The sequence below is a fragment of the Chryseobacterium sp. genome, from assembly GCF_022712095.1.
Classification (GTDB): Bacteria; Bacteroidota; Bacteroidia; order Flavobacteriales; family Weeksellaceae; genus Chryseobacterium.
In genome coordinates this window covers 32,634-54,482 of sequence record NZ_JALAHD010000038.1, presented here as the reverse complement: position 1 = coordinate 54,482, position 21,849 = coordinate 32,634, and the positions used below count along the sequence as shown (strand labels likewise).

20 protein-coding genes are annotated in these 21,849 nt (G+C 34.8%); 9 read left to right on the top strand and 11 right to left on the bottom strand.

Going from position 1 to position 21,849, the window contains the following annotated elements; genetic code table 11:
• Positions 1 to 149 precede the first annotated feature (149 nt).
• A complete protein-coding gene (locus Q0A18_RS02055) occupies positions 150 to 1,814 on the bottom strand; it encodes a GLPGLI family protein (protein ID WP_292008506.1) in 1,665 nt (554 codons plus the stop codon).
• Positions 1,815 to 1,970: 156 nt separating this feature from the next.
• Entirely contained in the window at positions 1,971 to 3,179 is a 1,209-nt protein-coding gene (locus tag Q0A18_RS02050; RefSeq protein ID WP_292008505.1) for an RsmB/NOP family class I SAM-dependent RNA methyltransferase, read from the bottom strand.
• A 128-nt stretch (positions 3,180 to 3,307) separates the two neighbouring features.
• Here Q0A18_RS02050 and Q0A18_RS02045 point away from each other — a divergent pair, with 128 nt between their 5' ends.
• On the top strand, positions 3,308 to 3,652 hold the full coding sequence (locus Q0A18_RS02045) for a zinc ribbon domain-containing protein YjdM (protein WP_292008504.1): 345 nt from the start codon (positions 3,308 to 3,310) through the stop codon (positions 3,650 to 3,652).
• Positions 3,653 to 3,927: 275 nt separating this feature from the next.
• Here Q0A18_RS02045 and Q0A18_RS02040 read toward each other — a convergent pair whose 3' ends face one another.
• On the bottom strand, positions 3,928 to 4,860 hold the full coding sequence (locus Q0A18_RS02040) for an ABC transporter ATP-binding protein (protein ID WP_292008503.1): 933 nt from the start codon (positions 4,858 to 4,860) through the stop codon (positions 3,928 to 3,930).
• 68 nt (positions 4,861 to 4,928) lie between these two features.
• Between Q0A18_RS02040 and Q0A18_RS02035 the strand changes: the two genes are divergently transcribed.
• Together Q0A18_RS02035 and pheS are read left to right on the top strand one after the other, a co-directional pair.
• Positions 4,929 to 5,588 (top strand): YceI family protein, encoded by a 660-nt coding sequence (locus Q0A18_RS02035; protein ID WP_292008502.1) that lies wholly within the window; start codon positions 4,929 to 4,931, stop codon positions 5,586 to 5,588.
• Between the two features lie 135 nt (positions 5,589 to 5,723).
• A complete protein-coding gene (gene pheS, locus Q0A18_RS02030; protein ID WP_292008501.1) occupies positions 5,724 to 6,734 on the top strand; it encodes a phenylalanine--tRNA ligase subunit alpha in 1,011 nt (336 codons plus the stop codon).
• Positions 6,735 to 6,772: 38 nt separating this feature from the next.
• Here pheS and Q0A18_RS02025 read toward each other — a convergent pair whose 3' ends face one another.
• Positions 6,773 to 7,543 (bottom strand): DUF3108 domain-containing protein, encoded by a 771-nt coding sequence (locus tag Q0A18_RS02025; RefSeq protein WP_292008500.1) that lies wholly within the window; start codon positions 7,541 to 7,543, stop codon positions 6,773 to 6,775.
• A 150-nt stretch (positions 7,544 to 7,693) separates the two neighbouring features.
• Between Q0A18_RS02025 and Q0A18_RS02020 the strand changes: the two genes are divergently transcribed.
• Together Q0A18_RS02020 and Q0A18_RS02015 are read left to right on the top strand one after the other, a co-directional pair.
• Positions 7,694 to 8,749, top strand: a complete 1,056-nt coding sequence (locus Q0A18_RS02020) for an NAD(P)/FAD-dependent oxidoreductase (RefSeq protein WP_292008499.1) — start codon at positions 7,694 to 7,696, stop codon at positions 8,747 to 8,749.
• A gap of 12 nt (positions 8,750 to 8,761) precedes the next feature.
• On the top strand, positions 8,762 to 9,091 hold the full coding sequence (locus Q0A18_RS02015; protein ID WP_292008498.1) for a 2Fe-2S iron-sulfur cluster-binding protein: 330 nt from the start codon (positions 8,762 to 8,764) through the stop codon (positions 9,089 to 9,091).
• Between the two features lie 68 nt (positions 9,092 to 9,159).
• Here the strand turns inward: Q0A18_RS02015 and Q0A18_RS02010 are convergent, their stop codons facing one another.
• The 4 genes from Q0A18_RS02010 to Q0A18_RS01995 form a co-directional block, all read right to left on the bottom strand.
• Entirely contained in the window at positions 9,160 to 11,310 is a 2,151-nt protein-coding gene (locus Q0A18_RS02010) for a prolyl oligopeptidase family serine peptidase (RefSeq protein ID WP_292008497.1), read from the bottom strand.
• Between the two features lie 106 nt (positions 11,311 to 11,416).
• Positions 11,417 to 12,001, bottom strand: coding sequence for a TIGR00730 family Rossman fold protein (locus Q0A18_RS02005; protein WP_292008507.1), 585 nt, complete (start codon positions 11,999 to 12,001; stop codon positions 11,417 to 11,419).
• Between the two features lie 61 nt (positions 12,002 to 12,062).
• Entirely contained in the window at positions 12,063 to 13,505 is a 1,443-nt protein-coding gene (locus tag Q0A18_RS02000) for an aminoacyl-histidine dipeptidase (protein ID WP_292008496.1), read from the bottom strand.
• Positions 13,506 to 13,588: 83 nt separating this feature from the next.
• Positions 13,589 to 14,074, bottom strand: a complete 486-nt coding sequence (locus Q0A18_RS01995; RefSeq protein ID WP_292008495.1) for a hypothetical protein — start codon at positions 14,072 to 14,074, stop codon at positions 13,589 to 13,591.
• A gap of 201 nt (positions 14,075 to 14,275) precedes the next feature.
• Here Q0A18_RS01995 and recR point away from each other — a divergent pair, with 201 nt between their 5' ends.
• Genes recR through Q0A18_RS01975 form a run of 4 tightly spaced genes read left to right on the top strand, consistent with a single transcriptional unit; the run spans position 14,276 to position 17,891 of the window.
• A complete protein-coding gene (gene recR / locus Q0A18_RS01990; protein ID WP_292008494.1) occupies positions 14,276 to 14,890 on the top strand; it encodes a recombination mediator RecR in 615 nt (204 codons plus the stop codon).
• A gap of 11 nt (positions 14,891 to 14,901) precedes the next feature.
• Positions 14,902 to 15,711: a glycosyltransferase family A protein gene (locus Q0A18_RS01985; protein WP_292008493.1), complete on the top strand. Its 810-nt coding sequence runs from the start codon at positions 14,902 to 14,904 to the stop codon at positions 15,709 to 15,711.
• 15 nt (positions 15,712 to 15,726) lie between these two features.
• A complete protein-coding gene (locus tag Q0A18_RS01980; protein WP_292008492.1) occupies positions 15,727 to 16,857 on the top strand; it encodes an NAD-dependent epimerase/dehydratase family protein in 1,131 nt (376 codons plus the stop codon).
• Between the two features lie 2 nt (positions 16,858 to 16,859).
• Positions 16,860 to 17,891 (top strand): hypothetical protein, encoded by a 1,032-nt coding sequence (locus Q0A18_RS01975; RefSeq protein WP_292008491.1) that lies wholly within the window; start codon positions 16,860 to 16,862, stop codon positions 17,889 to 17,891.
• A gap of 47 nt (positions 17,892 to 17,938) precedes the next feature.
• Here Q0A18_RS01975 and secG read toward each other — a convergent pair whose 3' ends face one another.
• The 3 genes from secG to Q0A18_RS01960 form a co-directional block, all read right to left on the bottom strand.
• Positions 17,939 to 18,274, bottom strand: a complete 336-nt coding sequence (gene secG, locus Q0A18_RS01970; protein ID WP_292008490.1) for a preprotein translocase subunit SecG — start codon at positions 18,272 to 18,274, stop codon at positions 17,939 to 17,941.
• A 120-nt stretch (positions 18,275 to 18,394) separates the two neighbouring features.
• Positions 18,395 to 20,428 carry a pitrilysin family protein gene (locus Q0A18_RS01965; protein ID WP_292008489.1) on the bottom strand — a complete coding sequence of 678 codons (2,034 nt, stop codon included), beginning with the start codon at positions 20,426 to 20,428 and terminating at the stop codon, positions 18,395 to 18,397.
• 43 nt (positions 20,429 to 20,471) lie between these two features.
• Positions 20,472 to 21,785 carry a pitrilysin family protein gene (locus tag Q0A18_RS01960; RefSeq protein ID WP_292008488.1) on the bottom strand — a complete coding sequence of 438 codons (1,314 nt, stop codon included), beginning with the start codon at positions 21,783 to 21,785 and terminating at the stop codon, positions 20,472 to 20,474.
• Positions 21,786 to 21,849 lie beyond the last annotated feature (64 nt).

Here is a 21,849-nt window from a genome sequence, read left to right as displayed (position 1 = left end):
GTGGCTATATACGAAATAAAAAAATAAAAATTATTGACTTATGGTAATTTATTATCTAATTTTTTAATATTACTTTGTGGCTCGAAATAATTTTTTTTCATCATTTGTGTTTTTACCTTCTTGTAATTCAATTTACGAGAAGGTTTTTTTTACTCAGAACCTAATAAAACTCCTGAAATATTCCACGCGCTGAAACTGTTTCCTTCTGTGGGACCTTGTGGTATTTTTACCTGAATAGAGTGTTTGCCGGCTTTTAAATCGCCTAAGGAGATGAAATTTGGATTGGTAAGGGTACCAGGACACCAATTGGATCGGCTTAAGTCTGAAGAAGAAAGTCCGTCCTGAAAATTTCCTGATGCGGGATTATATAAACGATAAGATCCGCAATCTGCCCTCCAAGGAATGAAAGAAAATATGATCTCGTTATCCAAGAGTATGGTATTTTTTTTAGGAACGAATTCATCTCCGTTTTCCCAGCCGCCATGTCCGGTAGTGATATATCTTAACTGAGCGTTTTTTAAATCTTTCTTTAAACTGAATTCAACAAAAATTCCCTTATCATTATTAAACATGGTTGGATAGTCTTGTCCCGCCATTTCCATAATATTCACCGTATTGAATAAGGGAATAACCTTATTGTGGATATAGATAGCCTGATCACTTTTATGGATGGTGATTTCCAGGCTTACTTTATGTCCTCCTTTGTCATAATTCCCTATAAAAGCGCCTATCCATAATTCTTTTTCAGATAATGAAGGTTTTAGTTCTGTAATATCCTGACGGTAGGGACTAACTGTTTGCCAGTCTTTTCCCTTCAATTGAATATGGTTAAATTTATCAATGCCGAAAGCTGTGAAAAATCTCATCATTTCAATACTCGGATCGTAATCAGATGTAGAAACCACACCATAATACTGTTTTCCATTTCCGTTTTCATACAGAGGCAGGGTTTTAGCTCCCTTTTCCAATCCGTCAAAGAAAGAGGCCGATTTTTCCTGAGGAATGAAAAATATGGTTCCTGTTCTGTCATAAGCGTCCCCATTGGATTGCTGATTTAATTCAACAAAAATATTTTCACCCTTTGAAATCTTTGGAAATTTGATTTTCTTTAAAATAATAGTTCCGTTAGCATAGCGTTTGATATTTTTGTCAGATTTTGACTCATCGGAAAAATTAATGATTTCATTATTAAAAACCTTTAATGTAGTGAACCTGCTTTTCCACAATAGATCTTTGTATCCTAAAAGGTCGGTTGTGGTAACGGTACCTTTTAAAAGGCTATTAATTCCTGTTTTTTTTATCTTTTTTATGGAGGTTGCAGTGATGGTTGAATTTTTATTTCTTTCAATTTCTAGTACCAAACCTAAACTCTGGCCTAAGCTTGAAGGTCCGCCTTTAATCCTGAGATCATTAGTATACCAGATTTCAATGGTGTTAGAATTGATTTTCGTCACGGCTTTCTTACAGTGGTAGCCTAATATTTTTTTTGTTTCATCCGTGAGTTCAAAAGATTGTTTTCCAATGGATTCCGCATCTGAAGTAGATATAATTTCATCAGAATTTAAAAAGGCATAGGAAATAATTGTATTAGATGGCTTTTCTATGTTAGTGATCTCAAATGGGTAATCACTTTTTTGTTCCTTAATGCTGTTGGCAAGAATGTAGTTTTCCTTCTCATTCACCCATACCAGAATAGGGGACTGCTCTGTCTGTATTTTTCCATTATAAGTATTTATATATTGGATTTCGTAAGTCTGGGAAAAAGCGAAACAATAAAAAAATGAAAAAAAAATGATAAGTGCTTTCGTATTCATAGAAATGGTGGTTTTGGATGAATGAATTAAATGTTATTGTAATAATATAAAAAAAATAATAATATATTTAAGTGTGGTGTAATTAAATTAAGTTACATTAAAATAAAAAGGCTGTACTTTATGCAGAACAGCCTTTACAAATCTTATAAAATATATTTATAGAGAAACTCTTTCGATTAATGCCATATAGAAGCCGTCATAGCCTTCGCTTGGCATTACTTTTTCATCTTTTATCAATTTGTAACCAGGATTGTTTTTCAAAAATTCTTCTACCTGTTCATTATTTTCTGAAGGGAGTATAGAGCATGTTGCGTATACCATTTTTCCTCCTTTTTTAAGTATTTTGGAATAATCCTGAAGAATCTGCTGCTGTTCTTTTTTAATTCTGTCGATGAAATCCTGATCGATTTTCCACTTACTGTCCGGATTTCTTTTTAAAACTCCTAAACCTGAACATGGAGCATCGATCAAAAGTCTGTCTGCTTTTTCGTATAAACGTTTAATCACTTTATTATCAGCAATGAAACGGGTTTCAATATTATGGGCACCCGCCCTTTTAGCTCGTCTTTTTAATTCGGCTAATTTCCATTCGAAAATATCAAGAGCAATGATCTGACCTTTATTTTTCATTAAAGCGGCTAAGTGAAGGGTTTTTCCTCCTGCACCTGCACAGGCATCAACAACTCTTTGCCCTTCCTGCACATCAAGGAAATATCCGATCTTTTGAGAAGAAGCATCCTGAACTTCAAATAAACCATCTTTAAATGCAGTAGTAAGGAATACATTTTTCTTTTCTTCCAGCTGAACTGCATCAGGGTAGTTTTTTATCGGATAGGAAATGATATTTTCATCAGATAGATCTGAAACAAGTTCCTTGACCGAGGTTTTCAATGAATTGGCTCTTAGGACTGTAGGGGCCTGTTCATTTAATGCTTTCATTTCTTTTTCCCATTGAGGACCTAGTTCTTTTTCCAGCGTTTCGGCCAGCCATTCCGGAATAGAAAATTCGATAGCTTTTGTAGGGACTGTATTTTTTTTGAGTTTGGTGAGAATATCAGCGACTTTGATGCCGTCAAATTCTTCAAACTTTTTATATTTTGTCTCGCTCCATAATAAATAGGCAAGGATAAGCTTGTAAATATTATTAGGCTTTACACCTTCACCCATATAATATTCCAGACGTTTTTTCCAGCGTATAATATTGTAGAAAATCTCAGAAACAACTGCTCTGTCCAGGCTTCCCCATTTTTTGTTGGCTTTTAAAAGCCTTTCAATGACCTTATCCGCATATTTGTTTTTCTCAAAAAATGTTTCCTGAAGGGCATCATGAATTCCGATAAGTAAGTTTCTGTGAATAAGTTCCATAATTGCTGTATGCTGTTTGAATCTGCAAAAATAAGGTTTTAATTAATTAAGTGAAACTAAAAAGTATAAAGTAGGTAATTTGTTTTGTTTCCAAAGGAGTTAGCCTTATTTTTGTGAAAAATAAAAATATGAGTGATACAATACTTTGTCCAAAATGTGGTTCTGAATTTACTTATCCGAGTGATAATGTAATGGTATGTTCCCAGTGTTTTTATGAATGGAACCCTGAAGAAGGAGGTGCTGAAGCTTCTGGTGAAGGTAAAATACTGGATTCCAACGGAAACGAATTGCAAAATGGAGACTCTGTAGTAGTGATTAAAGATTTACCGGTAAAAGGGGCTCCAAAACCAGTGAAAGCCGGAACAAAAGTGAAAAATATCAGATTGAATTTTGATAGTGATCATAATATTGACTGTAAGATCGACGGTTTCGGGTCCATGGCATTAAAGTCAGAATTTGTGAAGAAAGCTTAAAATAAGTTTACGATATTAAAAAATGAAAATGCGTCTTAACGGGCGCATTTTTTTGTCATAAAAAAAGGAAAAAATTGGACAGTGTAATCTTTCAAAGAACTTGATTGCAAAGATTGCTAATGGCTGTCCTAAAGGCAGAAAGAGAATTAACCAAAGATTTCCTTATGCTGTTGAATAACAAATGTAAAGAAAAAGAATTAATTCACCAGAGAATATCCCTCATTTTTATCCACAAAATACTAATAAGTTTAAGATTATGTGTGAGTTGGAATTAATTAGAGCATTATTTTTATAGGGTTTTCCAGTCGGTTATTGCTGTATATAATAAGGTCTTTGTTTCTGCATTTAATCTTATTCCAGAAGTGAGCTCCTGCAAATCTGCTTTCTATAACTTCTGCCTCCAGACCGTTTTCACTGATTATAATTTCACGGGGATAATAGGAAAATTTTGTTATCTGAAATTCCTGTTTTTCGTCATCACTGAAAATATTAACTTCTCCAAAAAGTTTTGCCACATAAGAGTTGTAAGGATTTTTATAGGTTTCTTCAGGGTTATCATTCTGTATGAGTCTTCCGTCCTGTAATATAATAATCTGATCCAGCCATGGCAGTATATCCTGAAGCTCATGAGTAGAAATGATAAGGGAGATATTATTTTGTTTTACATATCTGAAAAGTTTTTCTCTCAGCTCTATCTTTCTTGAAAAATCCAGATTACTGAAGGGTTCATCCAGAATAAGCAATTTGGGAAGAACGGAAAGCGCTCTGGCAATGGCAACTCTTTGCTGCTGTCCGCCGCTAAGATATTTGGGGTGAATGTCAGCATAATCCTGTAAGCCTACTACGTCCAGAAGTTCAAGAACTTTCTCTTTCTTTTGGGCTAAATTAATGTTGGATATAAATTTTCCTACGTTATCAGCTACAGTGGAATGGGGCATCAGATCAAAATTTTGAGCTACAAACTTCATCTCACTTTCTCCGGGAACGAGGTTGCCTTTGGGACCCAGCAGTTTTGTGCCATTAAAGATAATTTCCCCTTCCTGCCAATCTAGAAGCCCATAAACAAGATTGAGCAAAGTAGATTTTCCGCAGCCACTTTCTCCTGCCAATGCTACAATTTTCCCTTCTTCTATTTTTAAATTGAAGTTCTGAAAAAGAGGTTTTTCAGGTGTATGTGAAAAATATAAATTATTTACTTCTAATAGCATATTACAAAAGTAAGGTTTTATGAAAGAATTAATTTTATTATATTAGCATGAATAAATATATTAAAAAAATGAGAAAAAAAATATTTTCATTAACCATTACTGCTTTTTTTACAGCTTTGGTAATGGTCTCCTGTAAAAAGGAGAAGCCCTTGACTAGCGAAAGCGGTGAAGTTACTACCACTAAAGACGGAAATCAATATACATTAGATACTTTGAACAGTAAGGTAGAATGGAAAGGATATAAGGTTTTAAAGTCTGAGAGTACAAGTCATTTTGGAAATATTAAATTTGAAAGTGGTGATGTAACGGTAAAAGACGGAAAATTGGAAAGTGGAAAATTTGTTGCTGATATGAACTCATTAACTTCCGTAGATTTAAAGGATGATGCAGATCAGTTAGGAAAACTGAACGTACATCTTAAAAGCGGTGATTTTTTTGAGGTAGAAAAATTTCCGACGGCTTCTTACGAAATTACGAAAATCTCTCCTATGGCAGAAGGAGATTATAATACACTCTTAGATGGAAATTTGACCATTAAAGGAATTACAAAACCAGTTCAGTTTAAAGCCAATGTAGCCGTGAAAGAAGGGGATGTAACGATTGCAACGGAACCAAAAGATATTAACCGGGATGAATTTGGAGTAAAATTCCAGGCTCCCGCCGCGAATGGAGTAATTAAAGATGAGGTAACTCTTCAAATTCTCGTTAAAGCTTTAGAAAAGAAATAATTTTTTTATTTAAGTGAAATAAGTGATTGAAGTCTGCCTCTCTAAAGAGGCAGATTTTTTTTATGAAAAATAAGGAAAGCTATTCAATTGAAAAATCTTATTTTTGCAAATATATATTATTGAAAGGGTAAAGTAATGATAGAAAAAATAGAAGAACTACTCGTTGAAGTAAACAGCTTCAATACAACTAATAAGGAGGAAATAGAAAACTTCCGAATTAAGTATAATGGGAAAAAAGGAGTTCTGAACGATTTTTTTGAAAAATTTAAAGAAGTTCCTAACGATCAGAAAAAAGAATTTGGTCAGAAAATCAATTCTTTAAAACAGGCTGTTGCCGGGAAACTGGAAGATTTGAAAAATGCTTCCGGCTCTTCCATTGTGGTGGAGAAAGAAGACCTTACTAAACCTGCTTTCCCCTTAGATTTAGGATCAAGACATCCTATCAATCTGGTTAAAAACAGAATTATAGAAATCTTTAAATCTATAGGTTTTGCCGTATCGGACGGACCGGAGATTGAGGATGACTGGCATAATTTTACGGCGCTTAATCTTCCGGAATATCACCCGGCGAGAGATATGCAGGATACTTTCTTTATTGAACAAAACCCTGACATTCTTTTAAGAACTCATACCTCTTCCGTACAGATCCGTTATATGGAGCAAAATCAGCCTCCGATAAGAATTTTGTCTCCGGGAAGGGTATTCAGAAATGAAGCGGTTTCTTCACGTTCTCACTGTATTTTCCATCAGATAGAAGGATTATATATTGATGAAAACGTAAGTTTTGCAGATTTAAAGCAAACCATTCAGTTTTTTACCACTGAGCTGTTCGGAAAATCTAAAATCAGAATGAGACCCTCTTATTTTCCGTTTACAGAGCCAAGTGCTGAAATAGATGTATATTGGGGATTAAATTCTGAAACCGATTATAGAATTACCAAGGGAACCGGTTGGCTTGAAATTATGGGATGCGGAATGGTAGATCCTGCCGTTTTGAAGAACGTAAACATTGATGCTGATAAATATTCAGGATATGCTTTTGGAATGGGTATTGAAAGAATTGTAATGCTTCTTTATCAAATGAGTGATATAAGAATGTTTTTTGAGAACGATATCAGAACTTTAGAACAGTTCAAAACTTTATAAATAAAAAAGCTTTCGGATTTCGAAAGCTTTTTTATTTGTTATTTTGTGAAGTTCAAAGGATATTTCACGTTTTTATAACTATCGATACTTGCTTTTAAAGAACCTACAGCAAGTTCGGCTTTTAATAAGATAGGAATATGATTGGCATCATTGGATACCCACATCGTAACTCCTTCTTTTTCTTTAAAAACTCTTCCACTTTTTACAGAAGGTATTATTTTGAGACAATTAATCGTTCCGAATTTTGTTTTAAGATTTTCTGTTCCTACTACTTTTAGTTGAAAAGGAAACATTTCATCATCAATCCATACATTCATATTAATGACGGTTCCGACTTTCAATTCGCCAGGGCTTTTACTTCTCAAATAATAAAAGCAGGAAAGCATATCCTGAACACCTTTTACAGACTTAATCTCTCTGGAACCATTGGCAGGATTTTTTTTGTCGGTTAAAATCAAAGTGTGATTATCATGATTGAATGTGGTTTCAAAATGTTGACGATAGCCACCTTCGCGAACGTTTCTTACATAGAAACTGGGCAAACCGGTTTCTGTATTAATGAAACTTTCATATAAATCTTCCACTTTGAAGAATGCTTTTACAGCACCGGTAGTTTGTCCGACGCCTTTTGCATATAAATGTGGTACTCCTCTATAAGTAGTTTTTTTAGTAGTAAGATTAGCCGTTCCGGCATTCAGTATACCATAATGAATTCTTAAAGTAAGAGATTCTCCATCTGCAATATTGTCTATTTGGGCCGACCCCAAACAGAATAATAATAATGCTATAATAGTTAACATTTTCTTCATAATATCATTTTTACAAAAAGGTTGCCAAATTGAAAACCTATTTTCTCAGCTCTTTGATAAATCTCAGTTTTTTATTTAGAATCAATCCAATCACTTCGGGCTAAAATTAGTAAATTTGCGGGAATACATATAATAAAATTTATTTATACTATGATAACTACCGACATATTGATTATAGGAGCCGGACCAACAGGACTTTTTGCAGTATTTGAAGCTGGGTTGCTTAAAATGAAGTGCCATATTATAGATGCTCTTCCACAACCTGGTGGACAATTGGCTGAGTTATACCCTAAAAAACCTATTTTCGATATTCCTGGATATCCTTCTGTGAATGCGGGAGATCTTATTGATAACTTAATGGAGCAGATTAAACAGTTTCAACCCGGGTTTACATTGGGAGAAACGGCAGTTTCATTAACGAAAATCGATGATGAATGGTTTGAAGTAGTAACGAATAAAGGAACTGTCCACAGAGCAAAAGCAGTTGCTATAGCAGGAGGACTAGGAACTTTTGAGCCTAGAAAACCTACTATTGAGAATATTGCAGACTACGAAGAAAAGGGAGTTGAATATTTCATTAAAGAGCCTGAACATTTCAGAAATAAAAAAGTAGTGATTGCGGGAGGAGGAGATTCAGCGTTAGATTGGAGTATTTTCCTTTCTAATGTAGCAAGTGAAGTCACTTTGATTCACAGAAGAAATGAATTCAGAGGAGCCTTAGATTCAGTGGAAAAAGTTCAGGATCTTAAAAATCAAGGTAAAATTAAATTAATAACTCCAGCCGAAGTAACAGGAATTAAAGGTGAAGGACATGTTTCTGCCATTACTGTACAGGTGGATGGTGAAGAAGCTTATGATATCGATACTGATTATTTTATCCCTCTATTTGGATTAACTCCGAAATTAGGAGAAATAGGAAACTGGGGATTGAATATTGAGAAAAATGCGATTGTAGTGAATAATGCATTGGATTATCAGACTAATATTGAGGGAGTATATGCTATTGGAGATATCAATACGTATCCTGGTAAACTGAAGCTTATTCTTTGTGGCTTCCATGAAGCTACTTTAATGTGTCAAAGTGTTTACAACCGTCTTAACCCGGGTAAAAAATATGTATTAAAATATACAACGGTAAGTGGAGTAGACGGATTTGACGGAAGCCGTAAAGAAGCAGAGAAAGCTGTTGTGAAAAAAATTGACTAATTTTGCGGAATTATGTCAGATATCAATATTAAAATTACCGATAGAGAAGGAGTAACCCATGAGGTTATTGCTCCCACAGATATGTCCATGAATTTAATGGAAGTTATCCGTTCCTATGAATTGGCAGAAGAGGGAACAATCGGAGTTTGTGGAGGTATGGCAATGTGTGCTTCATGTCAGGTATATGTAATTAATGATCCGGGACTTCCTGAAATGGGAGATGAGGAAGATGCTATGTTGGCTGAGGCCTTCCATGTGAAAGATAACAGCAGATTAGGATGTCAGTTACATATTGTTGATGAAATGGAAGGGCTTGAAGTAGAAATTGCTCCCTATCCCTAAAATAAATTTTGTATTTAAATTATATTAAACCCCCTGAAACAATTGTTTCAGGGGGTTTGTTTTATCTGTTATTTTTTTATCTGAAATTTAGGATGGCCTACCTGCCATAAAGCAAATGAATAAATGTCGGCATATTCTTTAAAAACTACGTCCAGATCGCTTGTAAAATGCCCGTTTTCATAGTTAACATATAATAAAATAGGCTTTCCGGATGCTGAATTGTTTTGTAATATCGCAGCAAACTTTGCCGGTTCCCAGGGAACAATTCTTGAATCATTCATTCCTGTTCTTACTAAAACGGCAGGATATTTCACTCCTTTTTTTACTTTAGTTTGAGCATCCATTTCCATTAAGTTTTTAGCGTCTTCTTTATTTTCAATACTACCGATTTCAGGAATCTGGTTAGGCCCGTTAGCGGTTGTTTCTGAGCGTAAAGCATTGGTCATTCCTACTTCAATAATAGCAGCAGCATATAGATCAGGCCTTTCGGTAATAGCTCTTCCGATTAATACACCGCCCATACTGGCTCCGTTTCCGATTAATTTGGAAGAGGATGTGTATTTTTGGTTAATAAGGTATTCAGAGCAGGCAATAAAGTCTTTCCAGGTGTTGGGTTTATAGGCTTTCATACCGGCTTTATGCCAGCTTTCTCCCTTTTCTCCGCCTCCCCTTACATGAGCAATAGCAACTACTACGCCTTGTTCCAGTAAGGTAGCAAACCGGCTTGAAAATCTGGGTTCATAAGAAATTCCATAGCCGCCATAACCTGTGATATAAGTAGGATTGCTTCCGTCCATTTTGATGTTCCTGGGATAGAGAATAGAAAGAGGGACCATGGTGCCGTCGTGACTTTTTATTTCAGTTTCCTTTATTACATACAGTTTTTCATAATCAGGATAGCTGGAGTCGGAATTGAAGTATTTACTTTTTACTACAATACCTTTTTCAGGATTGTAATCATAAGTGGTTTTTGGGGTAAGCCAGTTAATATTGTTACAGTAAATATCATCACTTTCATGAGGATTTAATGGCATTGATGCATTTATACCTGAGGGAAGCTTAATTTTTTTATGGTCTAAAGTATTAAGGTTGATCTGATATTTATCTTTTATAATTCCATTTCCTAAGGAATAGTACAGATAATTTTTAGAACTGTGTATGGAAATAATAACATGGTCTTTGCTTTCAGGGACTACTATTTTTGCATTGTTAAAATCGGGTTTGGATAAGCTGGTGAGTGCGATTTTATAGTTAGGTGCATCTTTATGGGTAAGCAAAAAAAGCTTATCACCGGAAATAAGGAGATCCGTAATATCATCAGACGGTTTAATAATCTGCTTCCACTTTATTCTCTTGTTTTTAATTTCTGAATAAGGAGCAATAAATATGGGACTTTCTGATTTTACAGAACTTAATCTTAAAACAATATACTGATAATCATCGGTGAAATAAATACTTGTAAATTGTTCACTTAGAGCATTCAGTTCGGGATAATCTTCTCTGGAAGCTAATATTTTATCCGTTTTAGGATCTGTTCCAACTTCATGCATCATTGCTTTCATATCTTTTAAAAGCATATTACTGTTTGGGTCTCCCGTACTCATTTTAGTATAAATGATTGCTTTATCATCCGGTGTAAATTCAAAACTGAATTCACTCCAGATAGGCCCTAAGACCTCATTGAGTAATTTTTTAGTGGAAAGATCCAGAATTCTGAGTTCACAGATTTCGCCTCCTGATCTGGATAATAATAAAGCTATTTTTTTAGCTTTTGAATCTACAGAGAAATTAGTGATTTGCGTATTTTTTCCAAGAGTTTCAGGATCAAATATCAGAATTTCCTTCTCTGTAGAGAGATCTACTGAATAGAGTTTAGAAAGGTTTTCGTTCTTTTTTGTCTTGGTATAGAAATAGGTGTTTTGCCTTTGCATGATTACTCCAAAAGAATCACCATTCATAGCTTGGATATCCTTCATTTGCTTATAAAGCTCCTCTCGATTAGGAATTTTATCTATAATGCTGTGGCTGAAATCAGCCTGGGCTTTGAACCAATTCTGTACTGAAGGATCTTTGAGATCTTCCAGCCATCGGTAATTATCTGTTATTTTAGTGCCGAAATAATTATCTGTTACGGGTTTTTGTGGAGTTTCCGGATATTTATACTGAGCCTGTATTGATTGTACGAATAATAATCCTAAAAATAAAAAATGATATTTCATATTATAATATTATAATGTTTTTTGAAAATGAAATATAGGAATATTTACTCTTTTTTTAAATTAAATATTTTATTTTAATGGATTTTTTTTAGATTGTTGATATGGTTTATAACTTTTCTTCAGAAATCCATTTTCCTACAACCGGAGCAGTATAGTTTTTCATTTTTTCTAAAAGTTCCTCAATATCATCACTGATGAGAAGCATTTCCTGATTGATTTGCTTTAAAAAGCCTTTATCAACCATAGTTTTGATCATAGTAATGAGATCATCATAAAATCCGTTAATATTCAAAACGGCTATTGGTTTTTTATGAAGCCCAAGTTGTGCCCACGTAATCATTTCAAAAAGTTCTTCTAATGTTCCATAACCACCTGGAAGAGCAATTATTCCGTCACACAGATCATTCATTTTGGTTTTTCTTTCATGCATGGTTTCTACCAATATCAATTCGGATAAGCTGGTATGGGCAATTTCTTTAGATTGTAAAAAGCGGGGAAGAACACCAATAACTTTTCCCTGGTTATTTAATACTCCATTCGCAACAGCTCCCATTAAACCGACATTTGCTCCTCCGTATATTAATTGAATCTTATGTTTTGCCAGAGTTTCTCCAAGTAATAATGCCTGTTTTTCAAAAAAGGGATCGTAGCCCATGCTGGAACCACAGAATACAACAATACTTTTCCTAATTCGATTATTTTTAAAAAAACCTCTAGAGTAGTAAGCTTTAGAGGTTTGTAAATTTTTATATTTATTTCTGGGGAATCTGAGCCAGAATATCTTTAAGGAAGCTCCAGAACTTCTGGGCAGAAGGAATATTTGCTCTTTCGTCAGGTGAGTGTGCTCCTTTGATTGTCGGTCCAAAACTTACCATTTCCATTTCAGGGTAATTGGCCCCGATAATTCCGCATTCCAGCCCTGCATGGCATGCTACCACTTCAGGCTTTTCATTGAATTTATTTTCATAAATCTTTTCCATCAGCTGAACGATCTCTGATCCTGGTTTTGGTTTCCATCCCGGATAAGATCCACTGAATTCTACATTCATTCCGGCAAGCTCAGAAACTGATTTCAATTGTTCAGCTACTGAATCTTTAGAAGAATCTACAGATGATCTGGAAAGGTTAAGAATTCTTAGGTCACCTCCTTTTAACTCAACTCTCGCTACATTATTGGATGATTCTACAAGATCTTTTACATCGGGACTCATTCTGTAAACTCCGTTATGTAAAGATTTTAATACCAGAATTATTTTTTTTGAATCTTCTTCTGAAATTGCTTTTTCTGCATTTGTAGAATTTTCTATATTGATTTGAATAGAAGGTTCAATAGTGGCGAATTCTTCTAAAATTTCTTTTTTAAGAGTAGTGGCTTCTTCAATAAATTCATTGGCATTTCTTACAGATAAGATGGCCACGGCTTCTCTTGGAATAGCATTTCTTAAACCACCACCGTCAATAGAGATCAGTTGAGGATTTTGTTTTTCTATGGTTTTGTAGAGAATTCTTCCCAGAATTATATTTGAGTTGCCTAATCCTTTGTGGATATCCATTCCGGAGTGTCCACCCTGTAATCCTTTTACTTCAATTCTTACGATCTGCCCTTTTACCTCTTCGGTAGTGTATGTCTGGCTGATTGTTACATCTACACCTCCTGCACAGCCTATATCAATTTCATCATCCTCTTCGGTATCAAGGTTTAATAATATCTCACCTGTTAACTGTCCCGGTTTTAAACCTAAGGCACCGGTCATTCCTGTTTCTTCATCGATTGTAAACAGTGCTTCAAGGGCAGGGTGAGGAATGTCTGAACTTTCAAGAATAGACATAATAGTGGCTACGCCTAGTCCATTGTCAGCTCCGAGAGTGGTTCCTTTTGCTTTTACCCAATCTCCGTCGATTTCCATTTTGATTCCTTCCGTTTCGAAATCAAAATTGATATCATTATTTTTCTGACAAACCATGTCAAGGTGAGACTGAAGTACAACAGATTTGCGGTTTTCCATCCCCGGAGTTGCAGGTTTTTTAATAATAACATTTCCTACTTCATCCACAGTAGTCTCTAAACCAAGGTTCTCTCCAAATTCTTTGATAAATGCGATTACTTTTTCTTCTTTCTTAGAAGGTCTTGGAACAGCATTAAGTTTGGAGAAATTTTTCCAGACAATTTGCGGTTCTATATTAGACAATACCATAAATTTTTATTTTTATCAAAATTACGAATAAAAAAATGCTTCTGAATATTCAAAAGCATTGTTTATTAATTTTTGGCTGTATGTTAGCAACCGCATTCTCCATAAATAGGAAGTGTAACAGTCTCTCCTGTAGATTTTTCAATAGTCATGCTTCCCTGAAATAACAAGGCTTCTTCGCCTTTTATTTTTTTAGCTTTCACAGAAATCTTATAATCATCATTTTCTATTTCCTTGCTCAGTTCTTCATCTGCTTCCATATCACTGGATGATAAAAGATTCATGACCAGTTTTTGTCCGTCTAGTTGCATATAAGCCGTTTTTCCTGCATCATCGGCATAGATATATTTTTCTGCTTCAAAATCAGCTTTGTTTTTAGCGAAATAGCAGGAGCATTCTTTAGTCTCTTTTGGAAAAGCAATAGTCCCTATATTGATTGTTCCGGCAGTGGTATGTATAGAATCCTGAGCAATACTAAGGCAATCTCCAACAATGGGATTGGTGTTGGCTGGATTTTCTTTTTTACAGGCAACCAATGTTAGGGCTGAGAATAAAATGATAAAATATTTCATTGTGTTTAAGTTTATATAGTACGGTTTATTTTCTGACTTTTTTAGGCGAAATATGTTTTTTTATACTTTAATCTAAAGAATAATTAAGGGAATTAAGTGCTCTCTGGTTGTTTTTACCAAAGATAAATCTTTTGTATGAATTTTAATGAATTTTTGGACATGATAAAAACATAATCAGCTTTTTATCTTATTTTTGTAGGTATGGATTATCCTAGTAAAGTTTTGGCAAAAGCAGTAGAGGAAATTTCAGGACTTCCCGGGATTGGAAAAAAGACGGCATTACGTTTAGCTCTTCATTTGCTGAGGCAACCCAATTCGAGGGCTGTAAGCCTTGGGAATTCAATAATTAATTTGGTTAATGAAATAAAGTATTGTAAAGAATGTCATAATTTCTCTGACTTTGATATTTGTGAAATTTGCAGCAATGCCAAAAGAAATGATGAGTTACTCTGTATTGTGGAAGATGTACGGGATGTAATGGCAATTGAAAATACAGGTAAGTATAGAGGTAAATATCTCGTTCTTGGCGGAAAGATTTCGCCTATGGAAGGAGTAGGCCCTAACCAATTGAATATTGCCAGCATTGAGAAAAAACTGAATGAGGGAAAAGTAAAAGAACTTATTTTTGCTTTGAGTGCTACGATGGAAGGAGATACTACGGCTTATTATATTTACAAGAAGTTTAAAACTTTTGAGATCGATTTTTCGAGTATTGCAAGAGGTATTTCTGTAGGTGATGAGCTGGAATATGCCGATGAAATTTCTTTGGGAAGATCCATTATTAACCGTTTTCCTTACAGTGAAGGAAATTCATAATACTAATATAGATGGTTTCTGTAATCATTCCTCTCTATAATGCTGAAAAAACTATACAAAAAGCATTGGATTCTGTGCGAACTCAAACTTATCCTGCTGAGAGATTTGAAGTTATTATAATCAATGATGGGTCTACAGATGCCAGCAGATTAGTGGTTTTAGATTACATTGAATCCCATCCGGATATGAATATCAGGCTCATAGATCAGAATAACGGAGGTGTTTCAAAAGCAAGAAATACAGGGCTTAAAGAAGCAATAGGAGATTACATTGCTTTATTGGATTCCGATGATGAGTGGCTGCCTGAAAAGACGAAACATCAAATAGAATTTTTAGAAAGGAGAGGATGGGTAATTGATTTTTTAGCGTGCAGAAGAAATAACAGTGAAATTTTATTTCCTTATAAAGTAAAAGACGGGCTTGCGGAAATTACCTTTAATAAATTATTGATAAGAAATGAAGCTCAGCCGTCAACGGTTATCTTTAAAAGAAAAATATTAAAAAATACGGGTTATTTTGATGACAATCAGAGGTACACAGAAGACGTAAATTACTGGCTTAAAATTGCTTTAAAGAATAAAATGTATATTCTGGATGAAAGCCTTGTTATTGCGGGAGGAGGAAAAAGAACCTTTGGAGCTTCCGGTTTATCTGCTGATCTTTCTTCCATGGAAAAAGGATATAGAAAGAACCTTAAAGAGATGTATGGTCTTAGGAATATTACCGCTTTGCAATATTTAGCTTTAAGAGTTTTTTATAAAGTGAAATATTTATTTTTGCAGTGTAGGCAAATATATTATAATACTAATAAAATAAACTAATTTTTTTGATATATCATGAGAATACTCATTACTGGGGGTGCGGGGTTTATTGGAAGCAAGCTGTCCTTGGCACTTAAGAAAAAAGGCCATGAGATAACTATATTAGATAATCTTTCTTCTCAGATTCATGGAGAGGATCCTATTATCGATTCTCCTTTGTATAGAAGTATTCTTGATAAGTTCAACTTTATTGAAGGTGATGTTACCTGTAGAGAAGACTGGAGACATGCGATTGAGGATCAGGAGGTCATTGTACATTTGGCAGCTGAAACAGGAACAGGACAATCTATGTATCAGATAGAGAGATATGCGGAAGTAAATGTTTCAGGAACGGCTCTCATGCTGGATATTCTGGTAAATGAATCTCATCGTATAAAAAAAGTAATCATTGCTTCTTCAAGAGCGGTACATGGTGAAGGAAAGTATCTGCATCCAGAATTAGGAATAATGTATCCTAAATCTAGAAAAATAATAGATATGAAGAATGGGGATTTTGAAATAACGTATTTGGATGGAAAGATTCTTACAGCTCTTGCAACAGATGAGGAATCTAAAATACATCCTACCTCAGTGTATGGAATTACTAAATATACACAGGAACAGATGGTAATGGCTACTTGTTCTTCTATAGGTATTGCAGCGGTAGGGCTGAGGTTCCAGAATGTATATGGCGAAGGACAGTCTTTGCTTAATCCTTATACCGGGATTTTATCAATCTTTTCATCACAGATTCTTAATGGGAAGGAAATAAATGTATTCGAAGACGGTAAAGAATCAAGAGATTTTATACATATTAATGATGCCTTAGATGCTGTTATTAAAAGTATAGAAAATAAGAATGCAGATGGAGAAGTATTAAATGTGGGAACCGGAGTTCAGACAACGGTTACAGATGTAGCTCAGAGTTTACGAAAATTATATAGCAAAGATTGTAAGGTTAATATTTCGGGCCAATTTCGTTTAGGGGATATCAGGCATAATTTTGCAGACATCAGTAAAATAAAATCAATTTTAAACTTTCATCCAAAAATATCTTTTGAAGAAGGGATGTCTAAATTTACGCAATGGGTTTTACAACAGGATATTAAAGATATTAAACTTAATGAATCTCTGGAAGAAATGAAGGTAAAAGGTCTTTTGAAATAATCATGAACCTGAAAAATAAAAAAATCCTTTTCTTGTCCGTTAGCTTTTTTCAATATGAAAAAGTGATTGCCGAAAGGCTTTCCTATTGGGGAGCTGAAGTTGACTTTTATGATGAGAGACCATCCAATTCCAATTTTTCCAAAGGAATCATCAGGTTTAATAAAAAACTTTATCAACATAGAATTCAGAAATATTATAAAAGGATACTGAATGAGACACTATCCAAGAAGTACGATTATTTCTTATTGATAAAGGGAGAAGCAACTCCTGCATATTTCCTGGAAAAAGTGAAAGAAAATAATCCGGGAATACTTATGATTTACTATAGTTTTGATGCGCTGGCAGAGTATCCGAAATTACTGAATCATCTTTCTTTTTTTGATAAAAAATTTACCTTTGAATATCAGGATGCAGTCCGGTATGGTTTGAAATTCAGACCTCTTTTTTACCTTGATGAATATCGGAATCCGGCAAAGGCTAAAGATAATAATAATTATGATATTGTATTTATAGGAAGTGCACATACTGACCGTTATCTTATTGGAGAGCAGGTGAAGAAACATGCTGGTAAGCTGGGCTTACAATGTTTTTTTTATTATTATGCGATGGGGAAAATAGCTTTTAATCTCAAAAAAATACTGGATCATCATTTAAAACAGTTTGATACCGGAAAACTGAGCTTTGAAAAGCTTACTCATAAGCAGATCATTAATTATTATGAAAATTCAATATCGGTTCTGGATATTAATAAACCATTTCAAAATGGATTGACGATCAGGACGTTTGAAGTACTTGCTTCAGGAAGAAAACTGATTACAACCAATTCCGATATTAAAAATTATCCGTTTTACAATCCTAATAATATTTTTATTATTGACCGTGAAGTGGTGGAGCTCGATACAGTTTTCTTTAAAATTCCTTTTGAAGAAATGGATGAGGATACTCTACGCATGATGTCCTTAGATTCGTTCATAGAATGCCTGTTCTTTAAAGATCAGGACCATTACTGGGATTCTTTCCGTAATAAAGCATAAAAAAAGCAACCCTGGTGAGTTGCTTATATAATTGATTTTCCTTTTTCTTATTTTGCCGGAACTGCAGGTGTCTGAGCCGGAGTAGTTGTAGATTGAGAAGCCGGAACTTCTTTTTTTACTGGCTGAGATGTTGGAGCTACTTGTGATGGCTTTCCTGTAACAACAACACTAATAAGGATAAGTACAATAATCGTTCCTCCTAATGTCCATGTTGCTTTTTCCATAAAGTCGTTGGTTCTCTGTACCCCGAACTGAGCGGAAGATGTTCCTCCGAAAGTACTGGAAAGGCCTCCTCCTTTAGGATTCTGAGCCATGATAACAATTACCAGTAATACACTGGCAATCATAATAAGAACCATCAATAGTGTAAATATAGTGTCCATTAATCTGATTTCTTTTGAATGGGCAAATTTAATCTTTTTTTATCTAATGACAAAATAAGAGTCAGGAAAAATAAAACCGGCAACTTAAGTTGCCGGTTTTGATATGGAATTAATGATTTTTTATTTGAAATCAGCATCTTTAGCCTGATTGATCTGGTAGGATTTTACATTTAAGGTAATTTCCATTCCTCCCATGTTCTGGATAATGGTAAAAGGGAATTTTACTCCGGATACTTCCTTGTAATCGGCATAGCTTGTTGGAATTGTTCCTCCTTCACCTGCTTTTACTTCACCGGTTTTCAATCCTGTTTTTACGCTGTAATAATAAGTGTCTTTTGAACCTTTTACGACATAAGAATCTTCATTGTTGTATTTTTCGATTCCTGAAAGTTTATATTCAGAAGATTTTGCAAAACCAAGTTCAGGGAAAAGTTCAGTTTCTTTGGACATTTCAGCTTTTTGCTTGTCATTTAAAGGCATTTTCTGACCTTGTGCCTCCATATATCCATCCTTTCCGTCGAAAACGATTTTCTGAATGGTGTTACCCATCATCTTCATGTTCATAGCCATCTTTCCGCCTTTTGCCTGAATCATATTCATAGTCATATCCATTCCCTGTACTTTAGTGGTAGCTTCAGTAGTGATAGATGTTACTTTTTGAACAGCTGCCGTTCCTCCGATTGCATTGAGGTATTTATCAGCTACGGATGCAATAGTGACGCTAGCATCAACTTTCTGAGCAACCGGTTTTGAAACAGGATTGGCATTGTTGTCATAATATTTTACAGGATATCCTAATTTCTCTAAACCTTCAGAAATATCAGAAGCCTTACCAGCGATAAATATTCTGCTTTGGTTAGGAAAGATATTGGCTTTTACAGCGTTTGTAATATCGGCAGTAGTTACTTTATCGATTGATTTCAGATAGTTGGTGTAAAAATCGCTTGGTAAATCCTGAACTTTTTGATTTAAAGCAAATCTTGCAATCGTTTCAGGTTTTTCAAGAGACATAATGAAAGCTCCTTTTAATTTAGCTTTTGCATTTTCCAGTTCTTCCGGTTTTACAGTGGAAATAGCATTGAGCTCATTCATGAACTCAACAACTGCCTTATCCGTTACTTCATTTCTTACACTTGCTTCTGCAGCAAATGCCGGAGAATATTTACTTGCAGAAAGGTCAGAATAGGCTCCGTATGTGAAACCGTTCTTCTCGCGAAGATTCATGAAAAGTCTTGCCTCACCGCCACCACCTAAGATATAATTAGCCATAGTAGCTGCAAAATAATCAGGATTTTTCATCTTAAAGTCGTTAAGATTACTTACAGATACTACAGATTGTACTGCGGAAGGAACATCCACTATATTGATTTCTGTTTTAGCTACGTTAGAAGCCGGCTCTAAAGCGGCAAAAGTAGTATTCGCTTTTCTCCAGCTATTGAAAGCTTTTTCAACCATTGGTTTTACCTGATCGTATTTTACATCTCCTACAATTACTAGATAAGCATGATCCGGAGCGTAATATTTCTTGTACATATTCTGTACGTCAGCTAATTGGATTTTACTAACACTTTCAATAGTTTCAAATTCACCTCTTGAAGTATTTTTTCCATAGATAAGAGCAGTAGAAACTTTATCAGCAATTGATGCTGCATTTTTTTCATCAGCTTTTAATCCTTCAACAGTTCTGTCTTTGGAATTTTGAACCTCTTCAGCAGAGAATTTAGGATTGATGATTGCATCTGCCATTAAATTCAATACTTCAGGGAAATATTTAGAAAGAGAATTCGCAAAGGCACCTGTAGACGAGAAACTTAAATTAGCTCCTAGGAAATCTATCTTTTTATTGAAATCATCTTTGCTTAAACTGGTTGTTCCATTTCCCAGCTGATCGGCCATTACTCCGCTTACTCCGGTAATATTTCCTTCGTAAATAGGAGGTCTATCCATACTAAGGTTAACGTTTACCCTGGGTAATTTGTTATTTTCTACAACCATTACGGTAAGTCCGTTGCTTAGCTGGAAAGTTTTTGGTTTTGCAATGTTGATGGCAGGAGTAGGTCCCGGTTTTGGCATTGCATTAATATCTATTTTTTGTGCAGAAAGCATACCTGTAAATAAAAATGCTACTGCTATATATGTTAATTGATTTTTCATTTGTAAATATTTAAAATTAATAATCATTTTCAGCCTTTAGGAACTATTTTTTTTCAGGCAGATAATTAATGACTACTCTTTGGTTAGGGTTAAGATACTTTTTAGCAGCATTCTGAAGATCTTCTTTTGTAATAGATCTGTAAATGTCGATTTCTTTGTTGATTAAATTAGTATCTCCCATTAAAACATGGTTGGTTGCCAATGAAGCAGCAATTCCCTGAATGCTTGAGTTCTGATTTACAAATTGGTTTTCATACTGATTCTGAAGCTTCTGATAATCCTCCTGAGAGATTAAACTGGTCTGTAGTTTTTTAATTTCGGCATCAATATCAGTCTGTAATGTTTGCTTGGAAGTTTGTCCCATCGGGATTGCGAAGAATGCAAAAATTCCATAGTCTTCAAGACCTTGGTTGAAAGCAGCTACCTGAAGTGCTTTTTTCTCCTGATCTACCAGTTTTTTATACAAAACTGAAGACTTTCCGTTACTTAAATAAGAAGAAAGCATATCCAGTACATAAGCATCTCTTTCCTTGTTGGCAGGAGTTCTGTAAGCAAAAACATAAGCAGGAAGCTGGATGTTTGGATCATAAGCTGTTACTTCCTTTTCTTTAATAATCGGCTCATCCTTAGGAAAGTTCTTGGAAGTTACGGTTCCTTTAGGGATAGCTCCGTAATAGGTCTCAATCCACTTTTTAGTCTGCTCTGGCTTGATATCTCCGGCAACGACTAAAGTAGCATTGTTCGGAACGTAATATTTTTTATAGAAAGCCTGAAACTCATCCAATTTAGCAGCATTCAAATCTTCCATAGAACCGATCGTAGGCCAGTTGTATGGGTGATTGGTGAATAAGTTTTTCTGTATAGTTGTGAAAAGATTACCATAAGGCTGGTTATCCATTCTTAATCTTTTTTCTTCTTTTACAACTTCTCTCTGAGTATCTACTCCTACCTGATTGATTACAGCATGACGCATTCTTTCAGACTCCATCCAAAGTCCTAACTGTTCATTATTGGATGGGAAAGTCTCATAATAATACGTTCTGTCATTAGTAGTATTGGCATTATTCTGCCCTCCGTTGGAAGAAACGATTTTGAACCATTCTCCTCTTTTTATATTCGGAGTTCCTTCAAATAAAAGGTGCTCAAAAAAATGGGCGAAACCGGTTCTCCCTTTTACTTCATCTTTTGCTCCTACGTGGTACATGACACCTGTAGTTACTACCGGTGCAGAATTATCCTGATGAAGGATTACATGTAAGCCATTGGGTAAATCGTACTCTTCGAATTTGATTTGTTGTGCACTCACTACCATTCCAAAGAAAGCAGCTGTAACAACGGAAAAAAGTCTCTTTTTCATATAGTTGAAATTGTTTTTTAATAAGTATGGGAAAATAGGCGAATTGTTACATGTTTATTGAATT

Bases quoted from the DNA above. Each gene is read 5' to 3' on its own strand.
- Q0A18_RS02055 (WP_292008506.1), bottom strand. From the start codon at position 1,814: ATGAATACGAAAGCACTTATCATTTTTTTTTCATTTTTTTATTGTTTC.
- Q0A18_RS02050 (WP_292008505.1), bottom strand. From the start codon at position 3,179: ATGGAACTTATTCACAGAAACTTACTTATCGGAATTCATGATGCCCTT.
- Q0A18_RS02045 (WP_292008504.1), top strand. From the start codon at position 3,308: ATGAGTGATACAATACTTTGTCCAAAATGTGGTTCTGAATTTACTTAT.
- Q0A18_RS02040 (WP_292008503.1), bottom strand. From the start codon at position 4,860: ATGCTATTAGAAGTAAATAATTTATATTTTTCACATACACCTGAAAAA.
- Q0A18_RS02035 (WP_292008502.1), top strand. From the start codon at position 4,929: ATGAGAAAAAAAATATTTTCATTAACCATTACTGCTTTTTTTACAGCT.
- pheS (WP_292008501.1), top strand. From the start codon at position 5,724: ATGATAGAAAAAATAGAAGAACTACTCGTTGAAGTAAACAGCTTCAAT.
- Q0A18_RS02025 (WP_292008500.1), bottom strand. From the start codon at position 7,543: ATGAAGAAAATGTTAACTATTATAGCATTATTATTATTCTGTTTGGGG.
- Q0A18_RS02020 (WP_292008499.1), top strand. From the start codon at position 7,694: ATGATAACTACCGACATATTGATTATAGGAGCCGGACCAACAGGACTT.
- Q0A18_RS02015 (WP_292008498.1), top strand. From the start codon at position 8,762: ATGTCAGATATCAATATTAAAATTACCGATAGAGAAGGAGTAACCCAT.
- Q0A18_RS02010 (WP_292008497.1), bottom strand. From the start codon at position 11,310: ATGAAATATCATTTTTTATTTTTAGGATTATTATTCGTACAATCAATA.
- Q0A18_RS02000 (WP_292008496.1), bottom strand. From the start codon at position 13,505: ATGGTATTGTCTAATATAGAACCGCAAATTGTCTGGAAAAATTTCTCC.
- Q0A18_RS01995 (WP_292008495.1), bottom strand. From the start codon at position 14,074: ATGAAATATTTTATCATTTTATTCTCAGCCCTAACATTGGTTGCCTGT.
- recR (WP_292008494.1), top strand. From the start codon at position 14,276: ATGGATTATCCTAGTAAAGTTTTGGCAAAAGCAGTAGAGGAAATTTCA.
- Q0A18_RS01985 (WP_292008493.1), top strand. From the start codon at position 14,902: ATGGTTTCTGTAATCATTCCTCTCTATAATGCTGAAAAAACTATACAA.
- Q0A18_RS01980 (WP_292008492.1), top strand. From the start codon at position 15,727: ATGAGAATACTCATTACTGGGGGTGCGGGGTTTATTGGAAGCAAGCTG.
- Q0A18_RS01975 (WP_292008491.1), top strand. From the start codon at position 16,860: ATGAACCTGAAAAATAAAAAAATCCTTTTCTTGTCCGTTAGCTTTTTT.
- secG (WP_292008490.1), bottom strand. From the start codon at position 18,274: ATGGACACTATATTTACACTATTGATGGTTCTTATTATGATTGCCAGT.
- Q0A18_RS01965 (WP_292008489.1), bottom strand. From the start codon at position 20,428: ATGAAAAATCAATTAACATATATAGCAGTAGCATTTTTATTTACAGGT.
- Q0A18_RS01960 (WP_292008488.1), bottom strand. From the start codon at position 21,785: ATGAAAAAGAGACTTTTTTCCGTTGTTACAGCTGCTTTCTTTGGAATG.